Origin of the sequence: Vineibacter terrae (assembly GCF_008039615.1) — a bacterium.
Classification (GTDB): domain Bacteria; phylum Pseudomonadota; class Alphaproteobacteria; order Reyranellales; family Reyranellaceae; genus Vineibacter; species Vineibacter terrae.
In genome coordinates, this window is the sequence record NZ_VDUZ01000007.1 from 100,361 (window position 1) to 126,039 (window position 25,679).

The window sequence follows — 25,679 nt, forward strand, 5'->3', positions numbered from 1 at the left end:
GACCATCGGAGGGCACGCCCCATGACAGCCCCGCTCGCCATCCGCCTGCATGCTGCCGACAACGTCGTGGTGGCTCGCATGGACATCCTGCCGGGCACCGATGTCGAGCCCGGCGTGGCGGCGATCCAGCGTGTGCCGCCTGGCCACAAGATCCTGACGGCGCCGGTGGCCAAGGGCGCGCCCATCCGCAAGTACAACCAGATCATCGGCTTCGCCACCGAGGACCTGCCGCCAGGTACACATGTCCATACGCACAACTGCGTCATGGGCGATTTCGAGCGCGATTATGCCTTCTGTGCCGATGCGCACCCCACCGACTACGTGCCCGAAGCCGAGCGCGCCATGTTCCAGGGCATCGTGCGGGCCGATGGACGCGTCGCCACCCGCAACTATATCGGCATCGTCACCACGGTGAACTGCTCCGCCGCCACCAGCCGGATGATCGCCAACAAGGTGACACCGCTGCTCGACGCGTTCCCCAATATCGATGGCGTTGTGCCGCTGACGCATGGCACCGGCTGCGGCATGGCCTCGGCCGGGCTGGAGATGGATGTGCTGCGCCGCACGCTGGCCGGCTACGCGCGCCATCCCAACATGGCGGCGGTCGTGGTGCTGGGGCTGGGCTGCGAGGCCAACCAGGTGGCCGGCCTGATGAATGCCGAGAAGCTGAACACCGGCCCGATGATGATCCCGATGACCATCCAGGACGAGGGTGGGGTATCCAGGACGGTGATGCGCGCCACGGGCTTCATCAAGGAGTTGCTGCCCGAGGCCAACGCCGTGAAGCGCCAGGCCGTGCCGGCCAGCCACCTGACCTTGGCGCTGCAATGTGGCGGCTCCGACGGCTATTCCGGCATCTCGGCCAATCCGGCGCTGGGCGCGGCCGTCGACCTGCTGGTGCGCCATGGCGGCGCGGCGGTGCTGAGCGAGACGCCCGAGATCTACGGCGCCGAGCACCTGCTGACGCGCCGGGCGGTCAATCGCGAGGTCGGCGAGAAGATCGTCGAGCGCATCCGTTGGTGGGAAGATCACTGCGCCAGGACCGGCGGCGAGATGAACAACAATCCCTCGCCGGGCAACAAGGCCGGCGGGCTGACCACCATTCTCGAGAAGTCGCTGGGTGCCGTGGCCAAAGGCGGCACCACTAATCTGGTCGAGGTCTACAAATACGCCGAGCCGATCACTGCCCGCGGCTTCGTCTACATGGACACGCCCGGCTATGATCCGGTCGCGGCCACCGGCCAGGTGGCGGGCGGCGCCAACGTGCTCTGCTTCACCACCGGCCGCGGCAGCGTGTTCGGCTGCAAGCCCACGCCGTCGATCAAGCTGGCGACCAACAGCGCGCTGTACCGCCGCATGACCGACGACATGGACATCAACTGCGGCACCGTCGTCGACGGCGAGGAGAGCATCCAGCAGGCCGGCCAGCGCATCTTCGACCTGATCCTGCGCGTGGCCTCGGGCGAGAAGACCAGGAGCGAGGCGCTGGGCATCGGCGACGACGAGTTCGAGCCCTGGAAGATCGGCGCGACGATGTAGGTTGGCTGGTCGACGCGCAGGGCAGCATCGTCGAGCGCTTCTTCGTCACGGTCGGGAGCGTTGATGACGAGCTGAGCGCGACGCTGTTCGCCATCGAGGACCACGCGCTCATGGCCGAGTCAGACGCTCAGGAGCAGGTCGGCGCGATGAACAATGCCGCGGCGTTCGCGCTCGCCGCGCGCGGTGTGGCGCGTGCCCGCACGCTGCTGGCGGCGCAGCTTGATGACTGAGATCGCAAATATCCCTTGGCGACTTGCAGTCCGCGCCGGTCTAACCTGGAGCTACGGCCGGACAGCACAACCATGCCATCGACGAGGCAGCGATGAGTGTGCAGATCGATTCGGCGAAGCGAGTCGGGGAGCATGTCGCCATACCGCCGCCCGATGGCGTGCCGGTTTGGGATATCGATCCTTATGGCGATGATGTTCTCGCCCATCCCGAGGCCTACTACGCCGAGCTTCGGGCGCGGGGCCCGTTCGTCTATATCCCGCGCTACGCGCTGCTCGCCTGTGGCCGCTACCCGGAGACCCGGGAGGTCTTCTCGGATTGGCAGCGCTTCGTGTCGTCGCGCGGCGTCGGCCTGACGGATTTCAAGCTGGAGAAGCCGTGGCGGCCGCCCAGCATCATCCTCGAGGTCGACCCGCCCTATCATGCCAGGACACGGGCCGTCATGACGCGCGCCATGTCCCCGCGCGCCGTTGCCGCGCTCAAGTCGTCGTTCCAGGATGCGGCCGATGCGCTCGTCGACAGGCTACTGGAGAAGGGCACCTTCGACGCGGTGCCGGATCTGGCCGAGGCCTACCCGACGTCCGTGTTTCCGCGCGCCGTAGGGTTGACGGAGGTCGATCCGCGGCGGCTGATCGACTATGGCGCCATGGTCTTCAATGCCCTGGGGCCCGACAACGTGCTGCGCCGCAACGCGATGGCCAAGGGGCCGGACGTCGTCCCCTGGATCATGGAACAGTGCCGGCGGGAGCGGCTAGCGCCCGACGGGTTCGGCGCCACGATCTACGCCGCCGCCGATAGCGGCGAGATCACGCCGGACGAGGCAGCCATGCTGGTGCGGTCGCTGCTGTCGGCGGGCGTCGACACGACGGTGAGCGGCATCGGCAGCACGATCTGGTGCCTTGCCATGTACCCCGCCGAGCTCGAGCGACTCAAGGCGAACCCCCGGCTGGCGCAACCGGCCTTCGAGGAGGCACTGCGCTTCACATCGCCCGTCCATTCGTTCTGCCGCACCGCGAACCAGGCCACGACGGTGAATGGCGTCCCGATCCCGCAGGACGCGAAGATTCTGTGCGTGCTCGGCGCCGCCAATCTCGACCCCGACCATTGGCCCACCGCGGATCGTTTCGACATCACCCGGCGGCCAATCGGGCACCTGGCTTTCGGGGTCGGCATCCATGGCTGCGTCGGGCAGAACGTCGCCCGCGCCGAAGCCGATGCCCTGCTGACAGCAATCGCCAACAAGGTCGGCTCGATCGCGCTCGCCGGCGATCCCGTCTGGCGCCCCGGCAATGCGATCCACGCCTTGGAGAGGCTGCCCCTCACCTTCAAGGCGAAGTAGGCACGGCGTGCTTCGCCTCGACGCTGCAAGGGCTTGTCACGCGAGCGCCGCGGTCGTCTTATCGCGCATCGCTGACATCATATCGGAAACCGCCCCATGATGCCGAAGACCCATCGTCGTGTCGTGCTTGTGCGCCGTCCACCGGGCGAGCCGGCGGAGAGCGATTTCCGCATCGAGGAGGTGCCGGTGCCGCAGCCCGGCCCGCGCGAGGTGCTGGTGCGCGTGATCTACCTGTCGCTCGACCCCTACATGCGTGGGCGCATGCGCGATGCGGCGTCCTACGCCGCGCCCGTGGGCATCGGCGAGGTGATGACCGGCGGCACGGTGGGCGAGGTCGTGGCCTCGAACCATCCCGGCTTCAAGGTCGGCGACATCGTCGAGGACCGGCTGGGTTGGCAGGAATATGCCATCGGCGGCGGCCCGGCGCTGCGCCGGATCGACCCGTCGCTCGCGCCGATCTCGACCGCCAACGGCGTGCTCGGCATGCCGGGCATGACGGCCTATTTCGGCCTGCTCGAGGTCGGCCGGCCCAAGCCGGGCGAGACCGTGGTGGTGTCGGCAGCGTCGGGCGCGGTGGGGCAGGTGGTGGGCCAGATCGCCAGGATCATGGGCTGCCGCGCGGTTGGCATCGCCGGCGGCGATGCCAAGTGCGCCTTCGTGAAGGACACGCTCGGCTTCGACGCCTGCATCGACTACAAGGCCACGGACGATCTCGATGCCGCGCTGCGCGCTGCCTGTCCCGACGGCATCGATGTCTATTTCGACAATGTCGGCGGCCCCATCACCGATGCCGCGCTGCGCAACCTCAACGTCCATGCCCGCGTGGCGCTGTGCGGCTCGATCTCGCAATACAACGCCACGGCGCCGGAGACGGGCCCGCGGCTGCTGGGCACGTTCGTGGGCAAGCGCGTCACGGCGCGCGGCTTCATCGTGTCGGATTTCGCCGCCCACTACGGCCCGGCGCTGCGCCAGATGGGTGCCTGGATAAAGTCAGGCCGGCTGAAATACCGCGAGGACATCGTCGAGGGCATCGACAAGGCGCCGCGTGCCTTCATCGGTCTGCTGCGTGGCGAGAATTTCGGCAAGCTGCTGGTGAAGCTGGGACCTGAGCCGCGTGCCTAGCCCGGGGCCGGCCGGCAAGGGCGTCAATTGGCGGGGGCTGCTGTTCCTCGCGGCCCTGGCCGTCGTCGGGCTGGGCATCATGCTTCACTACGGGGCGCCGAAGGACATCCTGACCGACATGGTCAAGGCGGGTGGCGACCTGCACCGCCTGATTGCTGACTGGGGCGCGGTCGCCGCTGTCCTGTTCGTTATCGGCTATGCCGGACTGATGATGAGCTTGTGGTTCCCGGCCTGGCCCTGCACCGTCGCGGCGAGCTTTCTCTTCGGGTATTGGCACGGGGTGATCTGTGCGCTTGCGGGCGCAACCCTGGGGGCAACCGCCGTCTTCCTCTTGGCGCGCAGTGGGCTTGGCGCGCTTGATCGGCGGGCGGCGCCCTTCGTCCAGCGACTCGAAGCGGGGTTTCGCGAGAATGCATTCAACTACGTCGTCGCGCTGCGGTTGTTTCCGTTCGTCCCGTTCACCATCGTCAACATTGTTTCCGCCGTCGCCGGCGTACGCCTGTGCACGTTCGTGCTGGGAACCATGATCGGCATTGTTCCCGGCACCCTCATCTATGCGATGATCGGCCAGGCTCTCGAGGAACTGCTTCGGGAAACAGGAGAAATACCGGATATCTGGTCCCGCCCGGCATTTTATCTGCCGATCGTCGGTCTCACCGTGCTCGCCGTGGCTCCGGTCGGATATCGCTATCTCGTGAGCCGATCCTGCAAGAAATAAAACCAGGATGACGGCCACATGCACGCTTCGAGCCTTCCCGCCTGGATCTACACCGACCCGCATTTCTTCGAGCTCGAGCGGGCGCGGATCTTTCGCCAGGCCTGGCACATCATGGGGCATGTCAACGACGTGCCCGGCGCCGGCGACTACATTACGTTGGATATCCTGGGCGAGCGGGTCGTGACGCTGCGCGATGCTGCCGGCGTCGTGCGCAGCTTCCACAATGTTTGCCGCCATCGTGCGTCCCGCCTGGCGCCGGATGCGCGCGGCTCATGCGGGTCGCGTCTGGTGTGTCCTTATCACGCCTGGACCTACGGGCTGGATGGCCGCCTGGTCGGCGTGCCGTCCTGGCAGGGCTTCGAGGATCTGGACAAGGCCGTCCATGGCCTGCAGCCAGTGCTGCAGGAGATCTTCCACGGCTTCATCTTCGTGCGTTTCGAGACAGGCCTGCCGAGCGTGGCCGAGATGATGGCGCCTTATGCAGCGGAGCTCGAGCCCTATGCGCTGACGGCGCTCGTGCCGCAGGGCCGCGTGACGCTGCGCCCGCGTGACGTGAACTGGAAGACCATTGCCGACAACTATGCCGACGGCCTGCATATCCCCGTCGCGCATCCCGGCCTCAGCCGCCTGTTCGGCACCAGCTACAGGATCGAAGCGCGCGATTGGGTCGACAAGATGTCGGGCGTGCTGCAGCCGGCCGCGTCGGCCCGCTGGTCGGAGCGTGCCTATCTGGCGCTTCTGTCGCAGCTCGATACCGTGCCCGCCGAGCAGCGCCAGCTTTGGGCCTACTACAAGCTGTGGCCGAACGTTGCCTTCGATGTCTATCCCGATCAGGTCGACTTCATGCAGTTCATTCCGCTGTCGCCGACCCAGACGCTGATCCGCGAGATTGCCTACGTGCACCCCGATGCCAGCCGCGAGATGAGGGCGGCGCGCTACCTCAATTGGCGCATCAACCGGCAAGTGAATGCCGAGGACACGGCGCTGATTGCGGGTGTGCAGGGCGGCATGACCTCGTCCAGCTACACGACGGGTCCGCTCTCGCCCCATGAGGTGTGCCTGCGTGCCTTCGCCGACCGCATGCGGGCGCTGATCCCGCAGGCACGGCTGGGGCGTGCGCCGGTCGCGCCTGGGCAGTCCGCACCGTGAGCGGCGGTTCGCCCCCGGCGCCCACGGTCCAAGGCGGACCAATTGCACACGCTTGACGCCAATTCGCGTCGAACCTGTCAGGGTTTCCGCCTATAGTCGGCACCGATCAGTGCGTACCTTATGCTGCGAGCAATGGTGTTGTTGTTGGGAAACCGGCGCAATGAAGATTCTCCTGGTCGACGACGAGCCTGAAATCCTGGATGAGCTGCGAGATGTCTTGAGCCGGCGCGGCCACACGGTGATGTGCGTCGATGGCGCCATGGCTGCGATCCACACGCTTGGCCGGAACGGGCCGTTCGACGTGCTGCTTACCGACATCCGCATGCCTGATGGCAGCGGCATCGACGTGGTGCGGGCCTGCCTTGACCTGCAACCCAAGGCGGCGCGCTACGTGATGTCCGGCCATGCCGGCGATGAGGAGATCGCGCGTGCCCGCGACGAGGGAGCGCTGGATTATTTTCCCAAGCCGGTCGCCTTGCGGTCGCTTATGCAGGTCCTGGCTGGACTGGGCGGAGAGCGCGACGCGGCCCCGCTGGCACGTCCTGCCAAGCGCCCGTCGCCGAAGACATTGCGCCGCCACTGACCTCATCCATCGAATCTGCGCGTAGCTGCTGCCCGGCGCCGCCATGCGGGCGGGATGACGGTGCATTGCGGCCTTGCAGGATCCGGAGATAACCTGCGCCTGCGGACGTAGAATCAGTTCACTGGCTGACGGAGACGCCGATGGCCAACCGGTCGGATGTGGCGACGCGGCGGGCGCGAGCCTGCACGGCGTTGCTGGCGCAGGTGCACGCGATCACGGACAAGGAAGGCATCACGCCTTCGGCGCTGCACGCCATCAAGCTGAGGCTGGTGGCGCTGGCGAAGCGCGCCGAGCTGTTTTCGTTGGCCGACTTCGCCATGCCCGAGGCACAAGGGCGCACGCATCCTCTGCTGCTGGAGGACAATGACGGCCATGGGCTCTACCTGACCATCAGCCTGCCCGGCAAGGAGGCAGCACCGCACGACCATGGGATCTGGTGCGTCAATGCCGGCATCGCCGGATGCGAGCGCAACGTGCTCTATCGCCGTACCGACAACGGCAGCAAGCCCGGTGTCGCTTCGGTCATGCAGGTGGGGGAGGTGCTCGTGGCGCCGGGCAACGGCATGGCGATGGCCGATCACGACATCCACAGCACCGAGGTCGTTGGCGCCGAGCCGTCGGTGACGCTGGCGTTGTACGGCTACGCCCTGGCCCGGTTTCCGTCGGTGACGTGGTTCCATCCGGCATTCTCGTCCGTGCGCACGACACCGTCGCGCCGGCATGCGGCGTGAGGCGGACATGACCGGGACATCGGCGACATTCCAGGTCACCATCGCCAACCGGGGGCGGACGATTGCCTGCGCGGCGGACCAGACCATCCTGCAGGCTGCGATCGCCGCCGGCATCGCCTATCCTTTCGCCTGCGCCACGGGCAATTGTGCGACCTGCATCTCGAAGCTCGACGACGGAACGGTGTCGCTGCTGCCCCGCACCGACGCCGCGCTGCGAGAGGCGCAGGTCAGGGCCGGACTGACACTGACCTGCCGGGCGCAGCCACGCAGCGACGTGACCGTCACGTGGCTCGCCCGGGTGGCGGACTAGGCGACACTGCAACGTTCCGTAGGGGAAACCATGACCAGCGCCATCAGGCCTTTCCGTATCGCCGTCGATGACGGCGTGCTCGACGATCTGCGCGCGCGGCTGCGCAGGACGCGCTGGCCTGAAGCGGAGCTGGTCGGCGACTGGAGCCAGGGCGCGCCGCTGGCCTGGATCCAGGACGTCTGCCGGTACTGGGCCGAGGACTATGACTGGCGGCGGCGGGAGGCGCTGCTCAACCGCTTCGCGCAGTTCACCACCACCATCGACGGGCTCGACATCCACTTTGCGCACGTCCGCTCGCCGCATCCGGAGGCCATGCCGCTGATCATCACCCATGGCTGGCCGGGCTCGATCGTCGAGTTCCACAAGGTGATCGAGCCGCTCGCCGACCCGACCGCGCATGGCGGCAGCGCAGCTGACGCCTTCCACGTGATCTGCCCGTCGCTTCCCGGCTTCGGCTTTTCGGCCAAGCCGATGGCCACCGGCTGGGGCGTCGATCGCATCGCCGCTGCCTGGGCCGTGCTGATGGACCGTCTGGGCTATGCCCGCTACGGCGCGCAGGGCGGCGATTGGGGATCTGCGGTGACCACGTCGCTGGGCGCGCAGGATCCCCGGCACTGCGCCGGCATCCACATCACGCTCGCCATGGCGTCGCGGCCCAAGGTCGAGGGCGAGCCGACGGCGGAGGAGGCGCGGGCGCTCAAGGGCATCAAGCACTATGCCGACTGGGACTCCGGCTACTCCAAGCAGCAGTCGACCCGGCCCCAGACCCTGGGCTACGGGCTGACGGACTCGCCCGCCGGCCAGGCCGCCTGGATCCTCGAGAAGTTCTGGGCCTGGACCGACTGCGGCGGGCACCCCGAGAACATCCTCGGCCGCGACGAGCTGCTGGACAACGTCATGCTCTACTGGGTGACGGCGACAGCCGCGTCATCGGCGCGGCTGTACTGGGAGAGCTTCGGCGCCGGGCGCCGCGCCGACAATCGGGTCACCGTTCCGACAGGGGTCGCGGTGTTCCCCAAGGAGATCGTCACCCCGGTGCGGCGCTGGATGGAGGACCGCTACAGCGATATCCGGCACTGGCGCGAGATGCCCAAGGGCGGCCATTTCGCCGCCTTCGAGCAGCCGGCGCTGTTCGTCGACGATGTGCGTGCCTATTTCAGGACTCTGCGCTGACGGTATCGCCTTGTCGTCGGGTGCCGGACGCGGCATACTGCGGCTTCGTGTTCAACATCGGAAAGGAGGTGATCCAGTGTCTCATTGTCATCGTCGGCCAGTTTGTGCCGGGACCTGGGTCCTCGTCGCTTCCCATCGGAACGCCGATTGATCAAGAGATCCGGCCCTCGGCGCAAACCGGGGTCGTGACAATGGAAGGGCCGCTCCCGTATCGGAGCGGCCCTTCTTGTGTGTAGCCTGTGCCGGATCCGGTCATGTCGGCCGGCAGCTTTTCTTGTCCGGAAGATCGCTGATCCCTTTCCCGCAGCAGCCGGCATCACCGACCCACGATAGAGGCGGCGCATGCGGCTGATCGCGCGCGTGCCGGCGTTGGCGCCGTTCGGCGTGCGCAGCTTCCGCTTTCAATGGCCGGCCGACCTCGCGACGTCGTGGGCGTTCGAGATGGAGACCCTGATCCTCGGCTGGTACATCCTGGTCGAGACCGGCTCTGTCGTCATCCTGGCGGCTTTCGGCTCGCTGCAGTTCCTCGGCACCCTGGTGGCGCCGCTGTTCGGTGTTGCAGGCGATCGCATCGGCTATCGCAATCTGCTGTGCCTGATGCGCGCTACGTACGCCACGCTGGCAGCCATCCTGATGATCCTCTTCCTCACCGGCACGGCAAGTCCCGCGGCGGTCTTCGCCGTCGCGGTGGCGGCCGGCACCGTCCGGCCGTCGGACCTCGTGATGCGCAACGTGCTGATCGGCGACACCATGCCGCCCGCCTTGCTGATGCGTGCCATGGGCGTCTCGCGCACCACGATGGACTCGGCCCGCGTCGCGGGCGCGCTGGCCGGCGCCGGCCTGGTCGCGTCGCTGGGCACGGGGCCGGCCTATATCGCCATCTGCGGCTTCTACGTCCTGAGCCTGCTGCTGACGCTGGGCGTCGCGGGCGGCGGCGCGCTGGCACCGGGCACGGCGCGCATGCGCGCTTCGCCGCTGCGCGACCTGCGCGACGGGCTGGCCTACATTTGGTCCACGCCGCCGCTGCGCGCCACGATGTATCTCGCGTTCCTGGTCAACCTGACGGTGTTCCCGCTGACGGGCGCGTTGCTGGCGCATGTCGCCAAGGACGTCTATCACCTCGACCAGCGCGGCCTGGGCTGGCTGGTCGCCAGCTTCGCGGCCGGCGCGCTGACCGGCTCGATCGCGCTCAGCGTGCTGGGCGCCGCCATTCGCCCGGCGCGGATCATGCTCGTCTACGGTGTGCTGTGGTATGCCGCGACCATAGCCTTCGCCCATGCCGCAGGACCCACCCTGGGCTGCGCCATCCTGCTGGTCGCCGGCCTGGTCCAGAGCCTGTGCATGGTGCCCATGGCCGTGGCGCTGCTGCGCACCGTGCCACCGGCGCTGCGCGGCTGCATCATGGGCGTGCGCATGCTGGCGGTGTACGGCTATCCTGTCGGCCTGCTGGCGGCGGGTCCGCTGATCGAGCGCTTCGGCTTCGCCGCCACGGCGACCGCCTATTGCACTGTGGGCCTCTGCTTCCTGCTGGTGATCGCCGTGCGCTGGCGCGAGCATCTCTGGCGCACCGACGCGGTGGCCAACACGCTCTGACGCGGCGCGCGGCGGTTCACGTCCGCGGCAGCTGGTGCTTCAGCACCTTGCCGGTGGCGTTGTGCGGCAGCTCGCCGATGAAGCGCACTTCCTTGGGAACCTTGTAGCGCGCAAGCTGGCTGCCGCAGTGCTCGATCACGGCGCCTTCGTCGAGATTGGCGCCCGGCTTCAGCACGACATAGGCGCGCCCCACCTCGCCCCACTTCTCGTGCGGCACCCCGATCACGGCGTTCTCCAGCACGCCGTCGAGCTGGAAGATCACATTCTCGACCTCGGCCGGATAGACGTTCTCGCCGCCCGAGATGAACATGTCCTTCCAGCGGTCGACGATGTAGTAGTAGCCATCGGCGTCCTGCCGCGCGGCATCACCGGTGTGGAACCAGCCGTCGGCCGTGAACGACGTGCGGTTGGCTTCCGGCCGGTTCCAGTAGCCGGGCGTGACGGTCGGTCCCTTGATCATCAGCTCGCCGGTCTGGCCCGGCGCCACCTCGTTGCCGTCCGGATCGCAGATCTTCAGGCGCACATAGAGCGGCGGCAGCCCGGACGAGCCGACCTTGGCCAGCGCCATGTCGGGCGACAGCAGCAGGCCCAGCGGCCCGGTCTCGGTCATGCCCCAGCCTTGCTGCAGCTTGATGCCCTTGCGGCCATAGTCCTCCAGGAGCGCCAAGGGGGCCGCGGCGCCGCCGACGCCGATGCAGACGATGTGCGACAGGTCGGCCTCGGCGAAGCCCGGCTCCTGCGCCAGCATCAGGAAATTGGTCGGCACGCCCAGCAGATGGGTCAGGTGGAGCTGCTTGTCGACCAGCAGCCGCAGGAACTGGCTGGCATCGAAGCTGCGCATCACGACGTTGCAGCCGCCGGTATGGAAGGTCGGATTGGCGTAGACGTTGAGGCCGCCGGTGTGGAAGGTCGGCAGGAACACCAGGTTCTTGCTCTGCGCCGTCAGCCCTATCGTCATGGCGCACTGGATGGCGTTGAAGACGCACATCCGGTAGGTGATCTGCGCTCCCTTGGGCCGTCCCGTCGTGCCCGAGGTGTACATGATGGTCCAGATGTCATCGAGGTCCATCACCGGCGGCGTCAGGGTGCCCGTCGCTGCCGCGAGGCCTGCCTCGTAGGCGCTGGGCTGGCCATTGGCGAGGTTGGCGACATGCCGCACGCCGGCCAGCCGCGCCACCTGCGCGGCGGCATCGGCGAACTCATCACCGTGGATCAGGGCCACGGGCGTCGCGTCCTTGCAGATGAACTCCAGCTCGGGCACGGCCAGGCGCCAGTTCAGCGGCAGGAATGTGGCCCCCAGCCGGCGGCAGGCAAACTGCAGCTCGAAGACGTCGGTGTCGTTCATGCTGAGCACGGCGACACGGTCGCCCCGCCGGACGCCGAACGCCTCTGCCAGCCACAGCGCGGCGCGGGTGATGCGGTCGTCGAACGCAGCGTAGGTGAAGCGCCGTCCGGATGCCAGGTCGTGCGCAGCCTCGGCGGCGGGCGAGAAGCGCGCGTGATGGGCAATCCAGTCTTCCGCGACAATCCCTGACGTCATGCGTTTCCTCTTGGCATCCTTGAACGGCAGCGACCCGCCTGCCGTTTTATCACGTCGATTTACGTATCTTGCGCAGGCATTGGCAAGAGCAGGCCGGATCGAAGGAGCACCTCACGACGAGACGGTGTTGCGCGGCACGTCGCGGAACGGCTTGTCGGTATCGACGCTGGGCTCCTTGGGCATGCGCAGCACGCGCTCGGCGATGATGTTGCGCTGGATCTCGTCGGTGCCGCCGGCGATCGAGGTCGCGGGCACCGACACCAGGATCTCGGCGATCACGCCGTCCAGCGCGCCGTCCTCGCCGCTCAGCAGCGCGTCGGCGCCCGCGATGTACGTGTGCACCCGCGCCGCCGCGCGGGCCACATGGCTGGAGACCAGCTTGCCCAGCGAGCCTTCCGGGCCTTGCGGTCGTCCCTGCTCCTGCGCGGCGCGTGCGCGCCGTGCCGTCCATTCGGCTGTCTTGGCCATGATCAGCAGCCTGGCGATCTCCTGGCGTATGACGGGATCATTGATCTTGCCGGTGGCCTTGGCCCGCTCCAGAACCAGATCGACGCGGCCGGCACGTTGCGGATACCACTTGTAGGGCTCCATCGTCGTTGCGATCTCGGCCCGCTCCTCGTCATAGATGCGGCCTTCGCGCTTGGACGCCGTTGCCCAGCTTCGCAGGCTGTCGGCGCCGCGTCGTTCGTGCATCAGGGTCGTCGTCGCGACGGTCCAGCCGTCACCGACCTCGGCCATCAGGAACTCGGGCTCGACCATGGCATCGGTGAAGAACACCTGGTTGAACGAGGCATGTCCGTTCATCTGCCTGAGCGGATGCACCTGCACCCCGGGCTGCTTCATGTCGAGGATGAAATAGGCCAGGCCCTTGTGCTTGGGCACATCCCAGTTGGCGCGCGCCAGCAGCAGGCCCCAATCCGCCCGATGGGCGCTCGTGGTCCACACCTTCTGGCCGTTGATCACCCACTTGTTGCCCTTGAAATCGGCGCGTGTCACAGCCGCGGCCATGTCGGAGCCGCTGCCCGGCTCGCTGAAGAGCTGGCACCAGGTATCCTCGCCGGTGAGGATGCGGCGCAGGAACTTCTCCTTATGCAGGCTGGTGCCGTGCGCCAGGATCGTCGCCGCGGCCAGGGTCCGGATGCCGGCCTTGGCGACCCCGACGGCGCCGATGCGGGCGAACTCCTCGTCCACAACCGATGCCAGCGCCTGGGGCAGGTCGCGACCGTACCATTCCTTGGGCCAGTGCGGCGCGCCCCAGCCCGAATCGGCGAGCTTGTTGCGCCATTCGACCAGGCCGAGCGCCGGGTCCCAGTTGGCTTCCAGCCAGGCGCGCACCTCGGCGCGGACGGTGCTCTCCGAAGGCATGTCCATCGTCCGTCTCCTTCCTAGTGGCCCCAGCGCTGCAGCATCAGCTCGCGATGATGGTTGGCATCGCCGAACAGGATCTCCGAGCTCTTGGCGCGCTTGAACCACAGATGCGTGTCGTTGTCCCAGGTGAAGCCGATGCCACCATGGATCTGGATGGCGTGGATCGCCGTCTGCAGATACGCTTCAGCGGCGCAGGCTTTGGCGAGGGACGCGACCGCCGGCATGTCGTCGTCGTTCTCGTCCACGGCCGCCGCGGCGTAGTAGGCTGCCGACTTCGCCAGCTCGACATCGGCCAGCATGTCGGCGGCCTTGTGCTTGGTCGTCTGGAACGAGGCGATCGAGCGGCCGAACTGCATGCGCATCTTGGCGTAGTCCAGCGCCGACTGGCGCAGCTTCTCGGCGCCGCCGACCATCTCGTTGGCCAGCAGAACCGCCGCCTGCTGCAGGGTCCGCGCGAAGGGGGCTGCCGCCGTCCCTGCCTCTCCCAGCAGCTGGGCCTCGACGCCGTTGAACTGCAGGCGCGCAAGCTTGCGGGTCTCGTCCATCGTCTTGAGCCGCCGGCGCTGCAGGCCGGGCGCGTCACCGGCCACGGTGAAGAACGACAGGCCGCTCTCGCCGCTCGAGCCGGGGGCGCGCGCCAGCACGACGACGATATCGGCCGTGTGGCCGTCCAGCACGAAGCTCTTGACGCCGTCCAATCGCCAGGCACCGCCGGATGACGTCGCCGTCATCGCGACGCTTGCGGCATCGTTGCCGCCGTCATCCTCGGAGAAGGCCAGTGTCGCGGTGGTGTCGCCGGCGGCGATCGACGGCAGCAGGGCCTGCTTCTGCGCTTCCGTGCCGGCATTGAGGATCGCGGTCGTGGCCAGCGCCGCCGTCGAGAAGAAGGGTGCGCACAACAGGCCGCGGCCCATCTCTTCCAGGACGATCGCCAGCTCGGCATACCCGAAGCCCTGGCCGCCATACGCCTCGGGAACATGGATCGCCGTGAGCCCCAGCTCCTGGTTGATCTTTCTCCATGCATCGCGATCCCAGCCGGCATCCGTCGCCATCAGCCGGCGGACTTCCGATACCGGCGAACGGGCGTCGAGCAGCCGTCGCACGATGGTGCGGAATTCATCCTGCTCGCTCGTGAAGCTGAATCGCATGACCTGCGCCTCCCTTGTGATGCCGAGACTGGGACAGATCGGCGCGTGTCCATAGCACCGAAAATGCATATCCGCCTTCGGTGCCGGGCGCACGTGCCGGCTGCCCGGATGCCATCTGGGGTTCGTGTTTCGGATAGTGGAGGCACCCCTTGGTAGGGGAGGTTTCTGGCACCATATGAGGGTGCGCGCCGGCTTGCTCATGCCAGCTCGTGGCCGTCATGTGCCGACGGCAGCGGGCTGGCTTTTATTTTGAATGGAGGGTGCCATGGCGATGTCGCCAAACCGATTTGCGATCGCGGCGATTCTATCATTGTCCCTGGCGACTGCGGGCGGCGCGTGGGCGCAGGCTCCAGGCGACAGGGCCGTCACCGGCATATTCACGTCGTCATCGTTCAAGACCGAGGCCAAGGTGACGGCCGTCGATCCGGGAACGCGGATGGTGACGGTGCTGACCGCCGATGGTCGCACGCTCACGCACAAGGCCAGCGACGCCGTCCAGAATCTTGGTCAGGTCAAGGTCGGTGATATCGCCCTGATCTCATACGAGGAGCGCACCAGCTACATCCTGTCGGAGCCCGGCGCCAGATTGCCTGCCGCTGGCGACCTCACCGTGTCGGCAGCCGGCACGAAGGGCCAGAGGCCGGCCGGCGGCATCATGCGCCAGGGCCTGGCCAACTATACGGTCATCGGCACCAACGTTGCCGGCAACACCATCACGCTGGTGGACGCGACGGGCGGCGAGGTCCGCACCTTTGACGTCACCGATCCCACCGCGCGCTCGCAGCTGCCGCGGGTCAAGGCTGGCGATGCCCTGACGGCCATCGACCGGCAGACCCTGATCGCCACGATCGTGCGCAAGCCGTCGTAGTCCACGGGGCTGCGGCATCGTCGCCGCGCCTGTTGTGCGCCGGTGAATGCCCGGCATTCACCGGCGCAGCGTGTCGCGGCGCCCCGTCATGCCGGCATATGCCTGCGGAACCAGGCATTGGTCTCGCGCATGACGTCGTCGAAGGCCGGCTTGGCGTAGACTTCGTAGTGACCGACGCCCGGCAGCACGACCAGCTTCTTGGGCTCGCCGGCCTTGTCGAACAGCGATCGGCAATCCTCGGGCGGCACCAGCCGGTCATCGCCCGCCGCGATCAGCAGCAAGGGCCGCGGCGCGATCTTGTCCACCACCCATTCGGGATGGAACGACAACGTCTCGTCGATGTACTCCAGCGGGATCGTGCCGACGGCATTGGGATTGGCGGCACGCGCCCTGGCCGCGAGCTCGGCCGACTGGCGATCGGGCAGAAGAACCTCCTCGCGGGCGACGAGCTTCGACTCGCCCGTCAGCACACGCCGCTCGCGGTCCGTCTCGGCCCGCGCCAGCAGGTCGAACCACTCGTCGGGCCGCCGGACGCTGCGCATCCAGCGCCCGCCGTGGCCCATGCCGACAACCCCGACCGTGCATTTCACGCGCTCGTCGATGGCGGCGGTGAACACCACCGTGGCGCAGCCGTAGCTGGTGCCGTAGATGCCGATGCGATGCTTGTCGCATTGCGGCTGGAGGCCGAGGAAGGTGATCGCGGCCTGCACGTCGGCGACGCGGCTGAACGGAGCGAGCCGGCTGCGCGCGCCGTCGCTCTTGCCCCAGCCCTTGTAGTCGAACGTCAGCACGACATAGCCGCTCTGGTTCAGCGATGCAGCGTTGTCGGGCAGATAGAGATCCTTCACGCCGGTATAGCCATGGCACAACACGATCCCGGCACGCTTCTCGCCCGGCTTCAGATCGTCGGGCAGGAATAGATCGCCGTCGAGCTTCACACCTTCACTGTAGAACGATACCGGTTGTCGCATTGGCCACACTCCGCAGACGAGGCACGAATGCTATGCCAATGACCGTTCGGGCGCTTCAGAAAATCGACCATCCGGGTGGTCGGCGCCTGCCCCGGCATCGCCGCATGCCGGCAATGCCCATCACCGGCGCTTGGCGCGATCGGATGGTGCTACGCTGGCACGCTGATGTGCTCGGGAGGAAACCAGATGCGCTTGAAGGACAAGGTGGCGCTGATCACCGGCGCCGCCAACGGCATGGGGGCGGCGACCGCCAGGTTGTTCGCACGCGAAGGTGCCAAGGCCGTCGTGGTGGCCGACGTGCTCGACACAGCGGGCGCCGCGGTGGTTGGCGACATCGAGAAGGCTGGTGGGCGCGCCACCTACATGCATCTTGACGTCACCGACGAGGCGGCCTGGAAGTCGGCGATCGACAAGACGCTGTCGGCCCATGGCCGGCTCGATGTGCTGGTCAACAATGCCGGCATCAGCGGCTCGGCGGCCGAGGATCTCTTCGCCACCGACATCTGGGACAAGCTGATGGCGATCAATGCCACGGGAGTCTTCCTTGGCACCAAGCACGCTGTCGCGGCGATGAAGAAGACCGGCGGCGGCTCGATCATCAACCTGTCATCCGTCTCGGGCATCGTGGGCCAGCGCGGTGTCCATGTCGGCTACAACGCGTCGAAGGGCGCGGTGCGCCTGTTGACAAAGGGCATCGCCGTGCAGCATGGCCGCGACGGTATCCGGGTCAACTCGGTCCATCCCGGCCTGATGCCGCCGATGATCACCTCCGGGCGCACGGCCGACCCGGTCCATCGCGCCAAGACCCTGAAGGGGGTGCCGCTGGGACGTGCCGGTGAGGTCGACGAGGTGGCTCACGCCATCCTGTTCCTCGCGTCCGACGACGCCTCGTACGTCACCGGCACCGAGCTCGTGGTCGACGGCGGCTGGACCGCGACGTAGCGCGCGGCGGCGGGGCGACCGCATATGGGAGCACCGGTGCGGTCTCCTCGCCCCGCGGCAGCGGGGAGAGGGGTGAACGGCAGCATATGCGATCGTCCTGCCCTCGGCGAAGGCGCCAAGCGCGCCCTATTGCGGGGAATCGCAGGTCGCTGATACATCCGTCATCCCGAGCGCAGCGAGGGATCTCCTGCGTGGGACGCACAGTGCGCCATTCACAGGAGATCCCTCGCTGCGCTCGGGATGACAGTCATGATTCACCTTCCACCGATAGTCGGTACTATGTCGGCGCCAGCAGGGTGCAGCGCGGCTTGCAGATGTGCTCCGTGAGGATCGCGTCCGAGGCGTCGACCTCCCGCAGCAGCACGTCATAGCCCCAGAGGTCGGCGAGATGCTGCAGGACGCGCTTGGCGTCTTCTTCTTCCAGCAGGCTGCCGCTGACCACGTTGTGGTGCATGATCAGGCGCCGGTCGCCCATGAGATCGACGTCGACCACCTCGATGTTGGGATCGATCCAGCCGACGTCGTGGCGTCGCGCGAGCTGGCGCCGGATTCGCTGGTAGCCGCGCTCGTTCTGGATCGCCTCGACCAGGATGCCCTCGGTCTCGGCCGGGTCGTCGTGCAGCTGGAACATGCGCATCTCGCGCATCAGGCGCGGGCTGAGGTACTGGCTGATGAAGCTCTCGTCGCGGTAGTTGGCCCAGATGTCGCGCAGCACCGCCATCGCATCACCGGTGCCGGCGATATCGGGAAACCATTGCCGGTCCTCGTCCTCCGGCCGGGTGACGATCCGCTCGATGTCGCGCATCATCGCGAAGCCCAGCGCATAGGGATTCAAGCCCGAGAAGCGCGGATCATCCCAGGCCGGCTGGAAGATCACGTTTGTGTGCGACTGCAGGAACTCCAGGAAGTTGCCGTCGGAAATCGCACCGCGTTGATGCAGGCGGCTCATGATCCGATAGTGCACGTAGGTCGCCGTGCCTTCGTTCATGACCTTGGTCTGGCCCTGCGGATAGAAGTACTGGGCGATATGGCGCACGATCCGCAGCAGCTCGCGCTGCCAGGGCGCCAGCCGTGGAGCGGTCTTCTCCAGGAAATACAGGATGTTCTCCTGTGGCAGGCCGAGCAGCGCGCGGCGTCGGTCGATGCTCAGCTCGCTGACGCTCTTGCCGGGCCCCGTCGGCACGGTTCGCCATAGATCGTTGAAGCTGCGCTCCTTGTGATTGCGCCGCCGCCGCTCGCGTTCCTCCTCCTGGCGCAGGTTGAGCTTCTTCTTGCCGGGATAGCGATCGACGCTCTGCGCCATCAGCGCATGCGCGGCATCCAGCGTCCGCTCGACGAGGCCATGGCCGTAGCGGTCCTCGCAGTGCGCCACGTAGTTCTTGGCGAATGTCAGGTAGTCGAGAATGCCCTCGGCATCGGTCCATTGCCGGAAGAGGTAGTTGTTCTTGAAGAAATGATTGTGGCCGAAGGCGGCGTGCGCAATGACCAGCGTCTGCATCGTGGCCGTGTTGTCGCCCATGAGGTAGCAGACGCACGGCGAGCTGTTGATCACGATCTCATAGGCCAAGCCCCGCAGGCCGGCCCGGTAGAGCGCTTCATGCTGGGTGAACTGCTTGCCGAACGACCAGTGCTTGTAGAACAGAGGCATGCCGATGGACGAATAGGCATCGATCATCTGCTCGGTGGTGATCACCTCGATCTGGGTCGGGTAGACGTCCAGCCCCAGCTCCGACAGCGCGATCTCCTCGCAGGCGTCATGGATGCGCTGCAGTGTCGCGAAATCCCACTCGGCGCCGTCATAAAGCCGCGTCATCGTGTCGGTGGTCATGCGGCGGGCTTCCCTTCGCGGCGCTGGAAAAGCTCGCGGAACACCGGATAGATCTCGCTTCGGGTGCTGACCTTGCGCATGGCCAGGGGCGCGCCTTCGCTGCGCAGGCGATCGTAGATGCCCCACAGCGCCGAGTTCGGCATCACCGGGTTGTCGTGCGCGCCGGCTTCGCCGACCTCGAGATAGGCGAAGTACTGGGTGACGGGCAGGATCGCGTTCTGGATGAGCTGCGCCGTCAGCTCGCCGTCGCTGTAGGAGTTGTCGCCGTCGGATGCCTGGGCAGCGTAGATGTTCCAGTCCTGCGGCCGATAGCGGTCCTGCACGATGTGCCGCATCGCCTCCAGCGCGCTCGACACGACGGTGCCGCCCGTCGCCGGGCTGCGGAAGAACGTCTCCTCGTCCACCTCCTCGGCGCGGTCGGTATGGCGGATGAACACGATCTCGACCCGTCGATAGCGCCGCGTGAGGAAGATGTAGAGCAGCATGTAGAAGCGCTTGGCGAGATCCTTCATGTGCTCCGACATCGAGCCGGACACGTCCATGAGGCAGAACATCACCGCCTGCGCCACCGGCTTGGGCACGTTCTCGAAGCGGCGATAGCGGATGTCGATCGGGTCGATGAACGGGATGCGCCGCATCTTGGCCGTCAGGGCGGCGATCTCGGCCCGGATTGCGGCGCGCCGCGTCTCGTCCTCGCACGCCGCGAGCTCTTCCTCGAGCAGCTCGACGGCACGGGGGCTGGGACGGCGCAAGGCCATGCGGCGCGCCATCGCCAGGCGCATGGTCCGTGTCACCGCCAGGTTCACCGGCGAGCCGGACACCGAGTAGCCGGCGCGGCGCACGCCCTCGTGCTCGACCTCCGTCAGCCGCCGCTTGGCGAGGTCCGGCAGCTCGAGGTCATCCAGGAACAGGTCGAGGAACTCTTCCCGTGTCAGCATGAAACGGAAGGCGTCCTCTGCATCGCCGCCGCCCTGGCCGGCGCCGGGGCGGCCCCTGCCGCCGCCTTCCGGCCGCGGGATGAAGTCGCCTTCCGAGAAGGTCTTGTTGCCGGGCAGCACATTGTCGTGAATGCCGCCGGGGCCACGGCGGAACTGCGGCTCGTTCAGTCCGCCCGTAGGGATGCTGATCTCGCCGCCGTCCAGGATGTCGGAAATGTCACGATCCTGCGACGCTTCCCGCACCGCGCGCTGCACCAGGGCCTTGGCGCGCCGCAGGAAGCGTTGACGGTTCTCAAGGCTCTTGCCGGTCGGGTTGAGCCGTCGGTCTAGAATCTGCATGGCGCCGCTCCCGGCGATATGCGGGTCAGCTCGCCTGCTTGACCCGCATGTACCACTCGACCAAGCGCCGGACCTGGCGCTCGGTGTAGCCGCGCGCGACCATCCGCGTGACGAACTCCCCGTGCTTCTTTTCGGTTTCTCCATCCTTCTTGGTGCCGAAGGAGATCACGGGCAGCAGATCTTCGACCTGCGAGAACATGCGTTTCTCAATCACCTCCCGGATTTTTTCATAGCTCGTCCAGGAGGGGTTCTTGCCGTTGTTGTTCGCCCGCGTGCGCAGGGCGAACTTCACGATCTCGTTGCGGAAGTCCTTTGGATTGGCGATGCCTGCCGGCTTCTCGACCTTGGTCAGCTCCTGATTGAGCAGCTCGCGGTTGAGCAGCTGGCCGGTATCCGGATCCTTGAAATCCAGATCCTCGATCCAGGCATCGGCGTAGTCGACATAGCGGTCGAACAGGTTCTGGCCGTAGTCGGCGTAGGATTCGAGATAGGTTTTCTGGATCTCGTTGCCGATGAACTCCGCGTAGCGAGGCGCCAGGTCGCCCTTGATGAACTCGAGATAGCGCTTCTCCATCTCGCCCGAGAGCTGCTCGCGGCGGATGGTCTGCTCCAGCACATACATCAGATGCACCGGGTCGGCGGCGATCTCCGTCGTATCGTGGTTGAAGGTCGCAGCCAGCACCTTGAAGGCGAAGCGCGTCGAGACGCCGTCCATGCCTTCATCCACGCCGGCGGCGTCCTTGTATTCCTGGACGCTGCGGGCCTTGGGGTCGGACTCCTTCAGCGTCTCGCCGTCATAGACGCGCATCTTGGCGTGGAGCGTCGAGTTCTCGTGCTGGCGCAGGCGTGAGAGCACCGAGAAGCGGGCGAGTGTCTCGATGGTCGCGGGCGCGCAGGGCGCGTTCGTGAGCTCCGAGCTCTTGATCAGCTTGTCGTAGATCTTGGATTCCTCGGTCACCCGCAGGCAGTAGGGCACCTTGACGACCGAGATGCGGTCGATGAACGCCTCGTTGTTCTTGTTGCTCTTGAAGCTCTGCCACTCGGCTTCGTTCGAGTGGGCCAGGATGATCCCCGAGAAGGGGATGGCGCCGATGTTCTCGGAGCCGATGTAGTTGCCTTCCTGCGTTGCGGTGAGCAGGGGGTGCAACATCTTGATCGGCGCCTTGAACATCTCGACGAACTCGAGGATGCCCTGGTTGGCCCGGTTGAGGCCGCCCGAGTAGCTGTAGGCGTCGGGATCGTTCTGGGCGAAGGCCTCGAGCTTGCGGATGTCGACCTTGCCGACCAGCGACGAGATATCCTGGTTGTTCTCGTCGCCGGGTTCGGTCTTGGCGACGGCGATCTGCCGCAGGCGGGAGGGCTGGATCTTGGCAACCCGGAAGCGCGAGATGTCGCCGCCGAACGCCTCGAGGCGCTTGAGGCACCAGGGGCTCATCAGGCCGTTCAGGCGGCGGCGCGGAATGCGGTACCGCTCCTCCAGCAGGGCGCCCATCGTGTCGGGGTCGAACAGCCCCAGCGGGCTCTCGAACACCGGGCTGATCTCGTCACCGGCCTTCAGGACGTAGATGGGGTGCACCTCCATCAACGACTTCAGCCGCTCGGCCAGCGACGACTTGCCGCCGCCCACCGGGCCGAGGAGATAGAGGATCTGCTTGCGCTCCTCCAGGCCCTGCGCCGCGTGGCGCAGGAAGGAGACGATGCGCTCGATCGTCTCCTCCATGCCGTAGAACCCGGAAAACGCAGGGTAGATGCGGATGGTTCTGTTGAGGAAGATCCGGCCGAGGCGCGGATCCTTGGCGGTGTCGAGGATCTCGGGCTCGCCGATGGCGGCCAGCAGGCGCTCCGTTGCGCTGGCGTACAGCATGGGATCGCTGCGGCAGGCATCGAGGTAGTCCGACAGCGACATCGCGGTTTCGCGTCGTGCTTCGAACGACCGCACCAGGGTGTTGAAAACAGAGTCGTCGGGCATTGGTATCCTCATGACTACGCTGCGACTATGCCAAGTTCAGGCCAGAGATCGCCGCCATTCGGATGGACATGTACCTAAGTACGCTTCTGGTTCAGGTCCCGTTCCCGTGTTGTCTTACATGGTGACGATCCAGATTATTTTCAACATTATGGCAAAAAGACGTGTCCTGACCTTGGCTGTGCAGATTCAGGGACAGCACCTGTGCAAGTGCGGCTTTTCTCAGCAACGCCTTGCAGGCACCCTTTTCAACGGTCTGTTGCCCCGAGCTATTCCATGGGCTGAGCAGGACGGGACCGACAGTTGATGTGGGCAAACCCAGTACGTCATCGCCGGGCGATGTGTTCCAGCCGGCGAAGACAGTCATCGCAGAGGCGCCCGATCTGCGCGTCGTGAGCGTCAGATCGTGGGAGCAAATTCTCGGCGTGCGCAACGGAACCCGAGAACCGCCCGATCTCGCCTTCGACAGGCTCCTCATGTTGCCCTCGCGGGCACTAGTATCCTCAATGAGCATTCTACGCCTGTCGGGCTGCCTATACAACATGCAGCTGGCAGGGTGTGAATATCGCACCGCATTTAGAGTCTCCATTCTGTGCGACAACTAACTGTTCCAGAGCACGACTCGTGCCGGGACGGTGTGCGCGAGGCGAAGGACATCCGGTCCCGCTTGGAGTTGATGCTGCGGTGCGGTAGAGCAGGCATCGGCGACCGGCAGAGCCGCGCGCCACGCATGCCTGAGGCTCCTGCCGCGGATCGATGTTGCGGGCCGGCGTGGCTTCCTCGAAAACGAGACATAGCCCTGCGCGCCATCCAGCCGTGGCATGGCCGGGGCCTGAATTGAGGGGCGCATCGTGGCAGTCGCTGAAGTGAGAGCTGAAAAAAAGAGCATGCCGGCCAATGATTTCGACCTGCCGGAGGCCGCTCTGCGTGCGCTGCGTAACTCCAAGTGGAGCAAGTATGGACCGGACGTGCTGCCGGCCTGGGTCGCCGAGATGGATTTCGCCGTTGCCGAGCCGATCCAGCAGGCCGTCCAGCGTATCGTCGAGGCACGCGACTACGGCTATCCCATGCGCAACGGCGACAAGGCCGGCGCCGCGGTCACGGTATCCTTCGCGGCGCGCATGAAGGAGCGTTTCGGCTGGGAGGTCGATCCCGCCCTGGTGCTGCCGCTGGCCGACCTCGTGCAGGGAACCTATGCGCCGGTCCTGGCCTTCTCGGAGCCGGGCGACGGTGTCGTGCTGCAGGTGCCGAACTATCCGCCGTTCCGGGACGTGATCCAGACCACCGGCCGCAAGCTGATCCCGCTGGCGATGCGCGACGACGGCAGCCGCCATGTCTGCGACACGGCCGAGCTTGCCGGCGTGGTCGACGGACGGACGCGTATCTTCGTGCTGTGCAATCCGCAGAATCCGACCGGTCGCGTGTTCACGCGCGCCGAGCTGCAGGCGATGGCGCGCTTCGCGATCGACCACGACATGATCGTCATCTCCGACGAGATTCACGCCGATCTCGTGTATCCCGGCCATCAGCACATCCCGCTGGCGTCGCTGGGACCGGAGATCGCGGCACGCACGGTCACGATCACCTCGCCGACCAAGAGCTTCAACATCCCGGGATTGCGCTGCGCGGTGCTGCATTTCGGGTCGGCCCGGCTGCGCGACCGTTTCCTCGCCCGCATTCCGGCGCGGCTGATGGGCGATCCCAACGCCATCGGCGTCGATGCCACTGTCGCGGCATGGTCGGCTGGACAGCCCTGGCTCGACGCGGTGACGGCGCACCTGCTGCGGGCCCGCGACCGGCTGGTCGGCAGGCTGCAGGCGGAGCTGCCGGAGATCCGCTGCCACGCTCCGGAAGGCACATTCCTCGCCTGGCTCGATTGCACGAAGCTCGGCTTCAACACGTCGGCCTTCGACTTCTTCCACGACAAGGCGCGCATCGCCTTCAGCGCCGGCGAGACCTTCGATCCGGCTTGCCATCAGTTCGTGCGCTTCAACTTTGCGACGTCGATGCCGATCCTCGACAAGCTGCTCGACCGCATGGTCACCGCCGTCCGGCGCAGCTAGTGCAGGGAATCGCGGGTAGCTGATACATCCGTCATCCCGAGCGTAGCGAGGGATCTCCTGCGTGGGACACACGTGCGCCATTCGCAGGGGATCCCTCGCTGCGCTCGGGATGACAGTCATGATTCACCTTCTACCGGTAGTCGGTATGGAGCGCGTGCGAACCCGGGGACACAGGTGCCCACCCTCTCTCGCGCAGGATGATTTCCGCCCGGGGTGGAACGCTTCCTAAGCGCTCCGGTCTGCGGCCGGCGCCGACGTCTGGGAAAAGATCCGTCGGGCCATGTCGGCGAGGTAGGCATATTCCCCGGCCGTCTCGCTGCCCCACCACATGACGCAGAGGTTGTGGGCCGGAATAGGCGGCTCGGCCTCGAGCACGCGCAGCTTCAGATCGCCACCGGAGAGCTTGATGATCTCGCGCGGCAGCAGTGCGGCGCCCGTGCCGGCGCCGGCGAGCCGGGCGATCACGGTCAGCGGATTGCATGTGTTGAGCCTGTGCGGCTTCAGTCCGCGGGTGCCGAACCACATCTGGATCGTCGTGAACAGCCCGGACGGCGGGCCGTTGGTGAAGATCGGCAGGTCGACGAGGTTTTCCGGCGTCGCGATATCACCCTCGAAGGGAAGGTTCGTGCCGATGACCCAGACGAGGTCGATCAGCCAGAGCGGCACGATGGTGATGCCGTCATGAGCGCGCGGCTGGGACAGAAAGGCGATATCGATCGCGCGGTCGAGGAGCTGCTGCTCGAGCCGGGTGCTGAAATCGACGGTCACATCCACCTGCAGCTCCGGCCGCTGCATGGCAAGCGACACCAGCAGATCCGGCAGGATGCGGGCGGCGAAGGAATCCGCCGCACCGATCCGCAGCAGGCTGCGGTCGGCGCTGCCACCCGCCGACCGGCGCTGGACCTGCTCGGCATGGGCCAGGATACGCTCCACGTCGCCGTAGATCGCGTCCCCGAAAGTCGTGAGCGACGGACGATAGAGCGAGCGGTCGAAGAGCTCGGTGCCCAGGATGCGTTCGAGCTCCTTGACCCGAAGGCTCACGGTTGGCTGCGACAGGTTCAGGTGGGACGCTGCGGCGCGGAAGCCGCCCAGCCGGGCCACCCAGTAGAAGGCCTCAGCCTGGCCGAAGGTGTAGCGCATGACGTCAAGACGATAGTTAATGACTATCAAGCTGCCAAGAGTTCTTATTTTAATCTGCGGCCGGGGCGATGTTAGCGTCGGGA

At 66.5% G+C, this 25,679-nt stretch carries 22 protein-coding genes; 13 read left to right on the forward strand and 9 right to left on the reverse strand.

Annotation, left to right across the window (positions count from 1 at the left end; genetic code table 11):
* The first annotated feature begins 21 nt into the window (after positions 1-21).
* The 10 genes from FHP25_RS08215 to FHP25_RS08260 all read left to right on the forward strand — a co-directional run bounded on the left by FHP25_RS08215 (position 22) and on the right by FHP25_RS08260 (position 10,485).
* Positions 22-1,539 (forward strand): UxaA family hydrolase, encoded by a 1,518-nt coding sequence (locus FHP25_RS08215; protein WP_147846439.1) that lies wholly within the window; start codon positions 22-24, stop codon positions 1,537-1,539.
* 322 nt (positions 1,540-1,861) lie between these two features.
* On the forward strand, positions 1,862-3,106 hold the full coding sequence (locus tag FHP25_RS08220; RefSeq protein ID WP_147846440.1) for a cytochrome P450: 1,245 nt from the start codon (positions 1,862-1,864) through the stop codon (positions 3,104-3,106).
* 99 nt (positions 3,107-3,205) lie between these two features.
* Positions 3,206-4,228 (forward strand): NADP-dependent oxidoreductase, encoded by a 1,023-nt coding sequence (locus FHP25_RS08225; RefSeq protein ID WP_147846544.1) that lies wholly within the window; start codon positions 3,206-3,208, stop codon positions 4,226-4,228.
* On the forward strand, positions 4,221-4,946 hold the full coding sequence (locus FHP25_RS08230; RefSeq protein WP_147846441.1) for a TVP38/TMEM64 family protein: 726 nt from the start codon (positions 4,221-4,223) through the stop codon (positions 4,944-4,946). Before FHP25_RS08225 ends, FHP25_RS08230 begins: the two co-directional genes overlap by 8 nt.
* Before the next feature lie 18 nt (positions 4,947-4,964).
* The gene (locus FHP25_RS08235; protein ID WP_147846442.1) at positions 4,965-6,095 is read left to right on the forward strand and encodes an aromatic ring-hydroxylating oxygenase subunit alpha; all 1,131 of its coding nucleotides are present in this window, start codon (positions 4,965-4,967) and stop codon (positions 6,093-6,095) included.
* A gap of 160 nt (positions 6,096-6,255) precedes the next feature.
* Positions 6,256-6,678: a response regulator gene (locus tag FHP25_RS08240; protein WP_147846443.1), complete on the forward strand. Its 423-nt coding sequence runs from the start codon at positions 6,256-6,258 to the stop codon at positions 6,676-6,678.
* A gap of 140 nt (positions 6,679-6,818) precedes the next feature.
* Entirely contained in the window at positions 6,819-7,409 is a 591-nt protein-coding gene (locus tag FHP25_RS08245) for a cupin domain-containing protein (protein ID WP_147846444.1), read from the forward strand.
* Between the two features lie 7 nt (positions 7,410-7,416).
* Positions 7,417-7,719, forward strand: coding sequence for a 2Fe-2S iron-sulfur cluster-binding protein (locus FHP25_RS08250; RefSeq protein ID WP_178133380.1), 303 nt, complete (start codon positions 7,417-7,419; stop codon positions 7,717-7,719).
* A gap of 30 nt (positions 7,720-7,749) precedes the next feature.
* Positions 7,750-8,892, forward strand: coding sequence for an epoxide hydrolase family protein (locus FHP25_RS08255; protein ID WP_147846446.1), 1,143 nt, complete (start codon positions 7,750-7,752; stop codon positions 8,890-8,892).
* Positions 8,893-9,234: 342 nt separating this feature from the next.
* Complete coding sequence (locus FHP25_RS08260) at positions 9,235-10,485, forward strand: MFS transporter (RefSeq protein ID WP_147846447.1); 1,251 nt, start codon at positions 9,235-9,237, stop codon at positions 10,483-10,485.
* Between the two features lie 16 nt (positions 10,486-10,501).
* Here FHP25_RS08260 and FHP25_RS08265 read toward each other — a convergent pair whose 3' ends face one another.
* The 3 genes from FHP25_RS08265 to FHP25_RS08275 all read right to left on the reverse strand — a co-directional run bounded on the left by FHP25_RS08265 (position 10,502) and on the right by FHP25_RS08275 (position 14,541).
* Positions 10,502-12,025, reverse strand: a complete 1,524-nt coding sequence (locus FHP25_RS08265; RefSeq protein ID WP_147846448.1) for an acyl-CoA synthetase — start codon at positions 12,023-12,025, stop codon at positions 10,502-10,504.
* Between the two features lie 111 nt (positions 12,026-12,136).
* Complete coding sequence (locus FHP25_RS08270) at positions 12,137-13,396, reverse strand: acyl-CoA dehydrogenase family protein (RefSeq protein ID WP_147846449.1); 1,260 nt, start codon at positions 13,394-13,396, stop codon at positions 12,137-12,139.
* A gap of 14 nt (positions 13,397-13,410) precedes the next feature.
* Positions 13,411-14,541: an acyl-CoA dehydrogenase family protein gene (locus FHP25_RS08275; protein ID WP_147846450.1), complete on the reverse strand. Its 1,131-nt coding sequence runs from the start codon at positions 14,539-14,541 to the stop codon at positions 13,411-13,413.
* A gap of 265 nt (positions 14,542-14,806) precedes the next feature.
* Between FHP25_RS08275 and FHP25_RS08280 the strand changes: the two genes are divergently transcribed.
* The gene (locus tag FHP25_RS08280) at positions 14,807-15,409 is read left to right on the forward strand and encodes a hypothetical protein (protein ID WP_147846451.1); all 603 of its coding nucleotides are present in this window, start codon (positions 14,807-14,809) and stop codon (positions 15,407-15,409) included.
* Between the two features lie 86 nt (positions 15,410-15,495).
* Here FHP25_RS08280 and FHP25_RS08285 read toward each other — a convergent pair whose 3' ends face one another.
* Positions 15,496-16,380: an alpha/beta hydrolase gene (locus tag FHP25_RS08285; protein WP_147846452.1), complete on the reverse strand. Its 885-nt coding sequence runs from the start codon at positions 16,378-16,380 to the stop codon at positions 15,496-15,498.
* 186 nt (positions 16,381-16,566) lie between these two features.
* Here FHP25_RS08285 and FHP25_RS08290 point away from each other — a divergent pair, with 186 nt between their 5' ends.
* Entirely contained in the window at positions 16,567-17,322 is a 756-nt protein-coding gene (locus tag FHP25_RS08290) for an SDR family NAD(P)-dependent oxidoreductase (RefSeq protein ID WP_147846453.1), read from the forward strand.
* 277 nt (positions 17,323-17,599) lie between these two features.
* Here FHP25_RS08290 and FHP25_RS08295 read toward each other — a convergent pair whose 3' ends face one another.
* From FHP25_RS08295 to FHP25_RS08310, 4 genes are all read right to left on the reverse strand, one after another.
* Complete coding sequence (locus FHP25_RS08295; RefSeq protein ID WP_218578264.1) at positions 17,600-19,150, reverse strand: SpoVR family protein; 1,551 nt, start codon at positions 19,148-19,150, stop codon at positions 17,600-17,602.
* Positions 19,147-20,427 carry a YeaH/YhbH family protein gene (locus tag FHP25_RS08300; RefSeq protein ID WP_147846454.1) on the reverse strand — a complete coding sequence of 427 codons (1,281 nt, stop codon included), beginning with the start codon at positions 20,425-20,427 and terminating at the stop codon, positions 19,147-19,149. Before FHP25_RS08300 ends, FHP25_RS08295 begins: the two co-directional genes overlap by 4 nt.
* Before the next feature lie 25 nt (positions 20,428-20,452).
* Positions 20,453-22,396: a PrkA family serine protein kinase gene (locus tag FHP25_RS08305; RefSeq protein WP_147846455.1), complete on the reverse strand. Its 1,944-nt coding sequence runs from the start codon at positions 22,394-22,396 to the stop codon at positions 20,453-20,455.
* Positions 22,397-22,487: 91 nt separating this feature from the next.
* On the reverse strand, positions 22,488-22,760 hold the full coding sequence (locus FHP25_RS08310; RefSeq protein ID WP_147846456.1) for a hypothetical protein: 273 nt from the start codon (positions 22,758-22,760) through the stop codon (positions 22,488-22,490).
* Positions 22,761-23,280: 520 nt separating this feature from the next.
* On the opposite strand from FHP25_RS08310, the gene FHP25_RS08315 reads away from it, so the two are divergent.
* Positions 23,281-24,456, forward strand: coding sequence for a MalY/PatB family protein (locus FHP25_RS08315; protein WP_218578265.1), 1,176 nt, complete (start codon positions 23,281-23,283; stop codon positions 24,454-24,456).
* A gap of 225 nt (positions 24,457-24,681) precedes the next feature.
* On the opposite strand, the gene FHP25_RS08320 is transcribed toward FHP25_RS08315, so the two are convergent.
* A complete protein-coding gene (locus tag FHP25_RS08320; RefSeq protein ID WP_147846457.1) occupies positions 24,682-25,596 on the reverse strand; it encodes a LysR family transcriptional regulator in 915 nt (304 codons plus the stop codon).
* Between the last annotated feature and the right edge of the window lie 83 nt (positions 25,597-25,679).

Bases quoted from the DNA above. Each gene is read 5' to 3' on its own strand.
- FHP25_RS08310 (WP_147846456.1), bottom strand. From the start codon at position 22,760: ATGACTGTCTTCGCCGGCTGGAACACATCGCCCGGCGATGACGTACTG.
- FHP25_RS08320 (WP_147846457.1), bottom strand. From the start codon at position 25,596: ATGCGCTACACCTTCGGCCAGGCTGAGGCCTTCTACTGGGTGGCCCGG.
- FHP25_RS08285 (WP_147846452.1), bottom strand. From the start codon at position 16,380: ATGCGACAACCGGTATCGTTCTACAGTGAAGGTGTGAAGCTCGACGGC.
- FHP25_RS08290 (WP_147846453.1), top strand. From the start codon at position 16,567: ATGCGCTTGAAGGACAAGGTGGCGCTGATCACCGGCGCCGCCAACGGC.
- FHP25_RS08265 (WP_147846448.1), bottom strand. From the start codon at position 12,025: ATGACGTCAGGGATTGTCGCGGAAGACTGGATTGCCCATCACGCGCGC.
- FHP25_RS08270 (WP_147846449.1), bottom strand. From the start codon at position 13,396: ATGGACATGCCTTCGGAGAGCACCGTCCGCGCCGAGGTGCGCGCCTGG.
- FHP25_RS08305 (WP_147846455.1), bottom strand. From the start codon at position 22,396: ATGCCCGACGACTCTGTTTTCAACACCCTGGTGCGGTCGTTCGAAGCA.
- FHP25_RS08225 (WP_147846544.1), top strand. From the start codon at position 3,206: ATGCCGAAGACCCATCGTCGTGTCGTGCTTGTGCGCCGTCCACCGGGC.
- FHP25_RS08215 (WP_147846439.1), top strand. From the start codon at position 22: ATGACAGCCCCGCTCGCCATCCGCCTGCATGCTGCCGACAACGTCGTG.
- FHP25_RS08275 (WP_147846450.1), bottom strand. From the start codon at position 14,541: ATGCGATTCAGCTTCACGAGCGAGCAGGATGAATTCCGCACCATCGTG.
- FHP25_RS08245 (WP_147846444.1), top strand. From the start codon at position 6,819: ATGGCCAACCGGTCGGATGTGGCGACGCGGCGGGCGCGAGCCTGCACG.
- FHP25_RS08315 (WP_218578265.1), top strand. From the start codon at position 23,281: ATGCCGGCCAATGATTTCGACCTGCCGGAGGCCGCTCTGCGTGCGCTG.
- FHP25_RS08235 (WP_147846442.1), top strand. From the start codon at position 4,965: ATGCACGCTTCGAGCCTTCCCGCCTGGATCTACACCGACCCGCATTTC.
- FHP25_RS08260 (WP_147846447.1), top strand. From the start codon at position 9,235: ATGCGGCTGATCGCGCGCGTGCCGGCGTTGGCGCCGTTCGGCGTGCGC.
- FHP25_RS08220 (WP_147846440.1), top strand. From the start codon at position 1,862: ATGAGTGTGCAGATCGATTCGGCGAAGCGAGTCGGGGAGCATGTCGCC.
- FHP25_RS08280 (WP_147846451.1), top strand. From the start codon at position 14,807: ATGGCGATGTCGCCAAACCGATTTGCGATCGCGGCGATTCTATCATTG.
- FHP25_RS08295 (WP_218578264.1), bottom strand. From the start codon at position 19,150: ATGACCACCGACACGATGACGCGGCTTTATGACGGCGCCGAGTGGGAT.
- FHP25_RS08240 (WP_147846443.1), top strand. From the start codon at position 6,256: ATGAAGATTCTCCTGGTCGACGACGAGCCTGAAATCCTGGATGAGCTG.
- FHP25_RS08250 (WP_178133380.1), top strand. From the start codon at position 7,417: ATGACCGGGACATCGGCGACATTCCAGGTCACCATCGCCAACCGGGGG.
- FHP25_RS08255 (WP_147846446.1), top strand. From the start codon at position 7,750: ATGACCAGCGCCATCAGGCCTTTCCGTATCGCCGTCGATGACGGCGTG.
- FHP25_RS08300 (WP_147846454.1), bottom strand. From the start codon at position 20,427: ATGCAGATTCTAGACCGACGGCTCAACCCGACCGGCAAGAGCCTTGAG.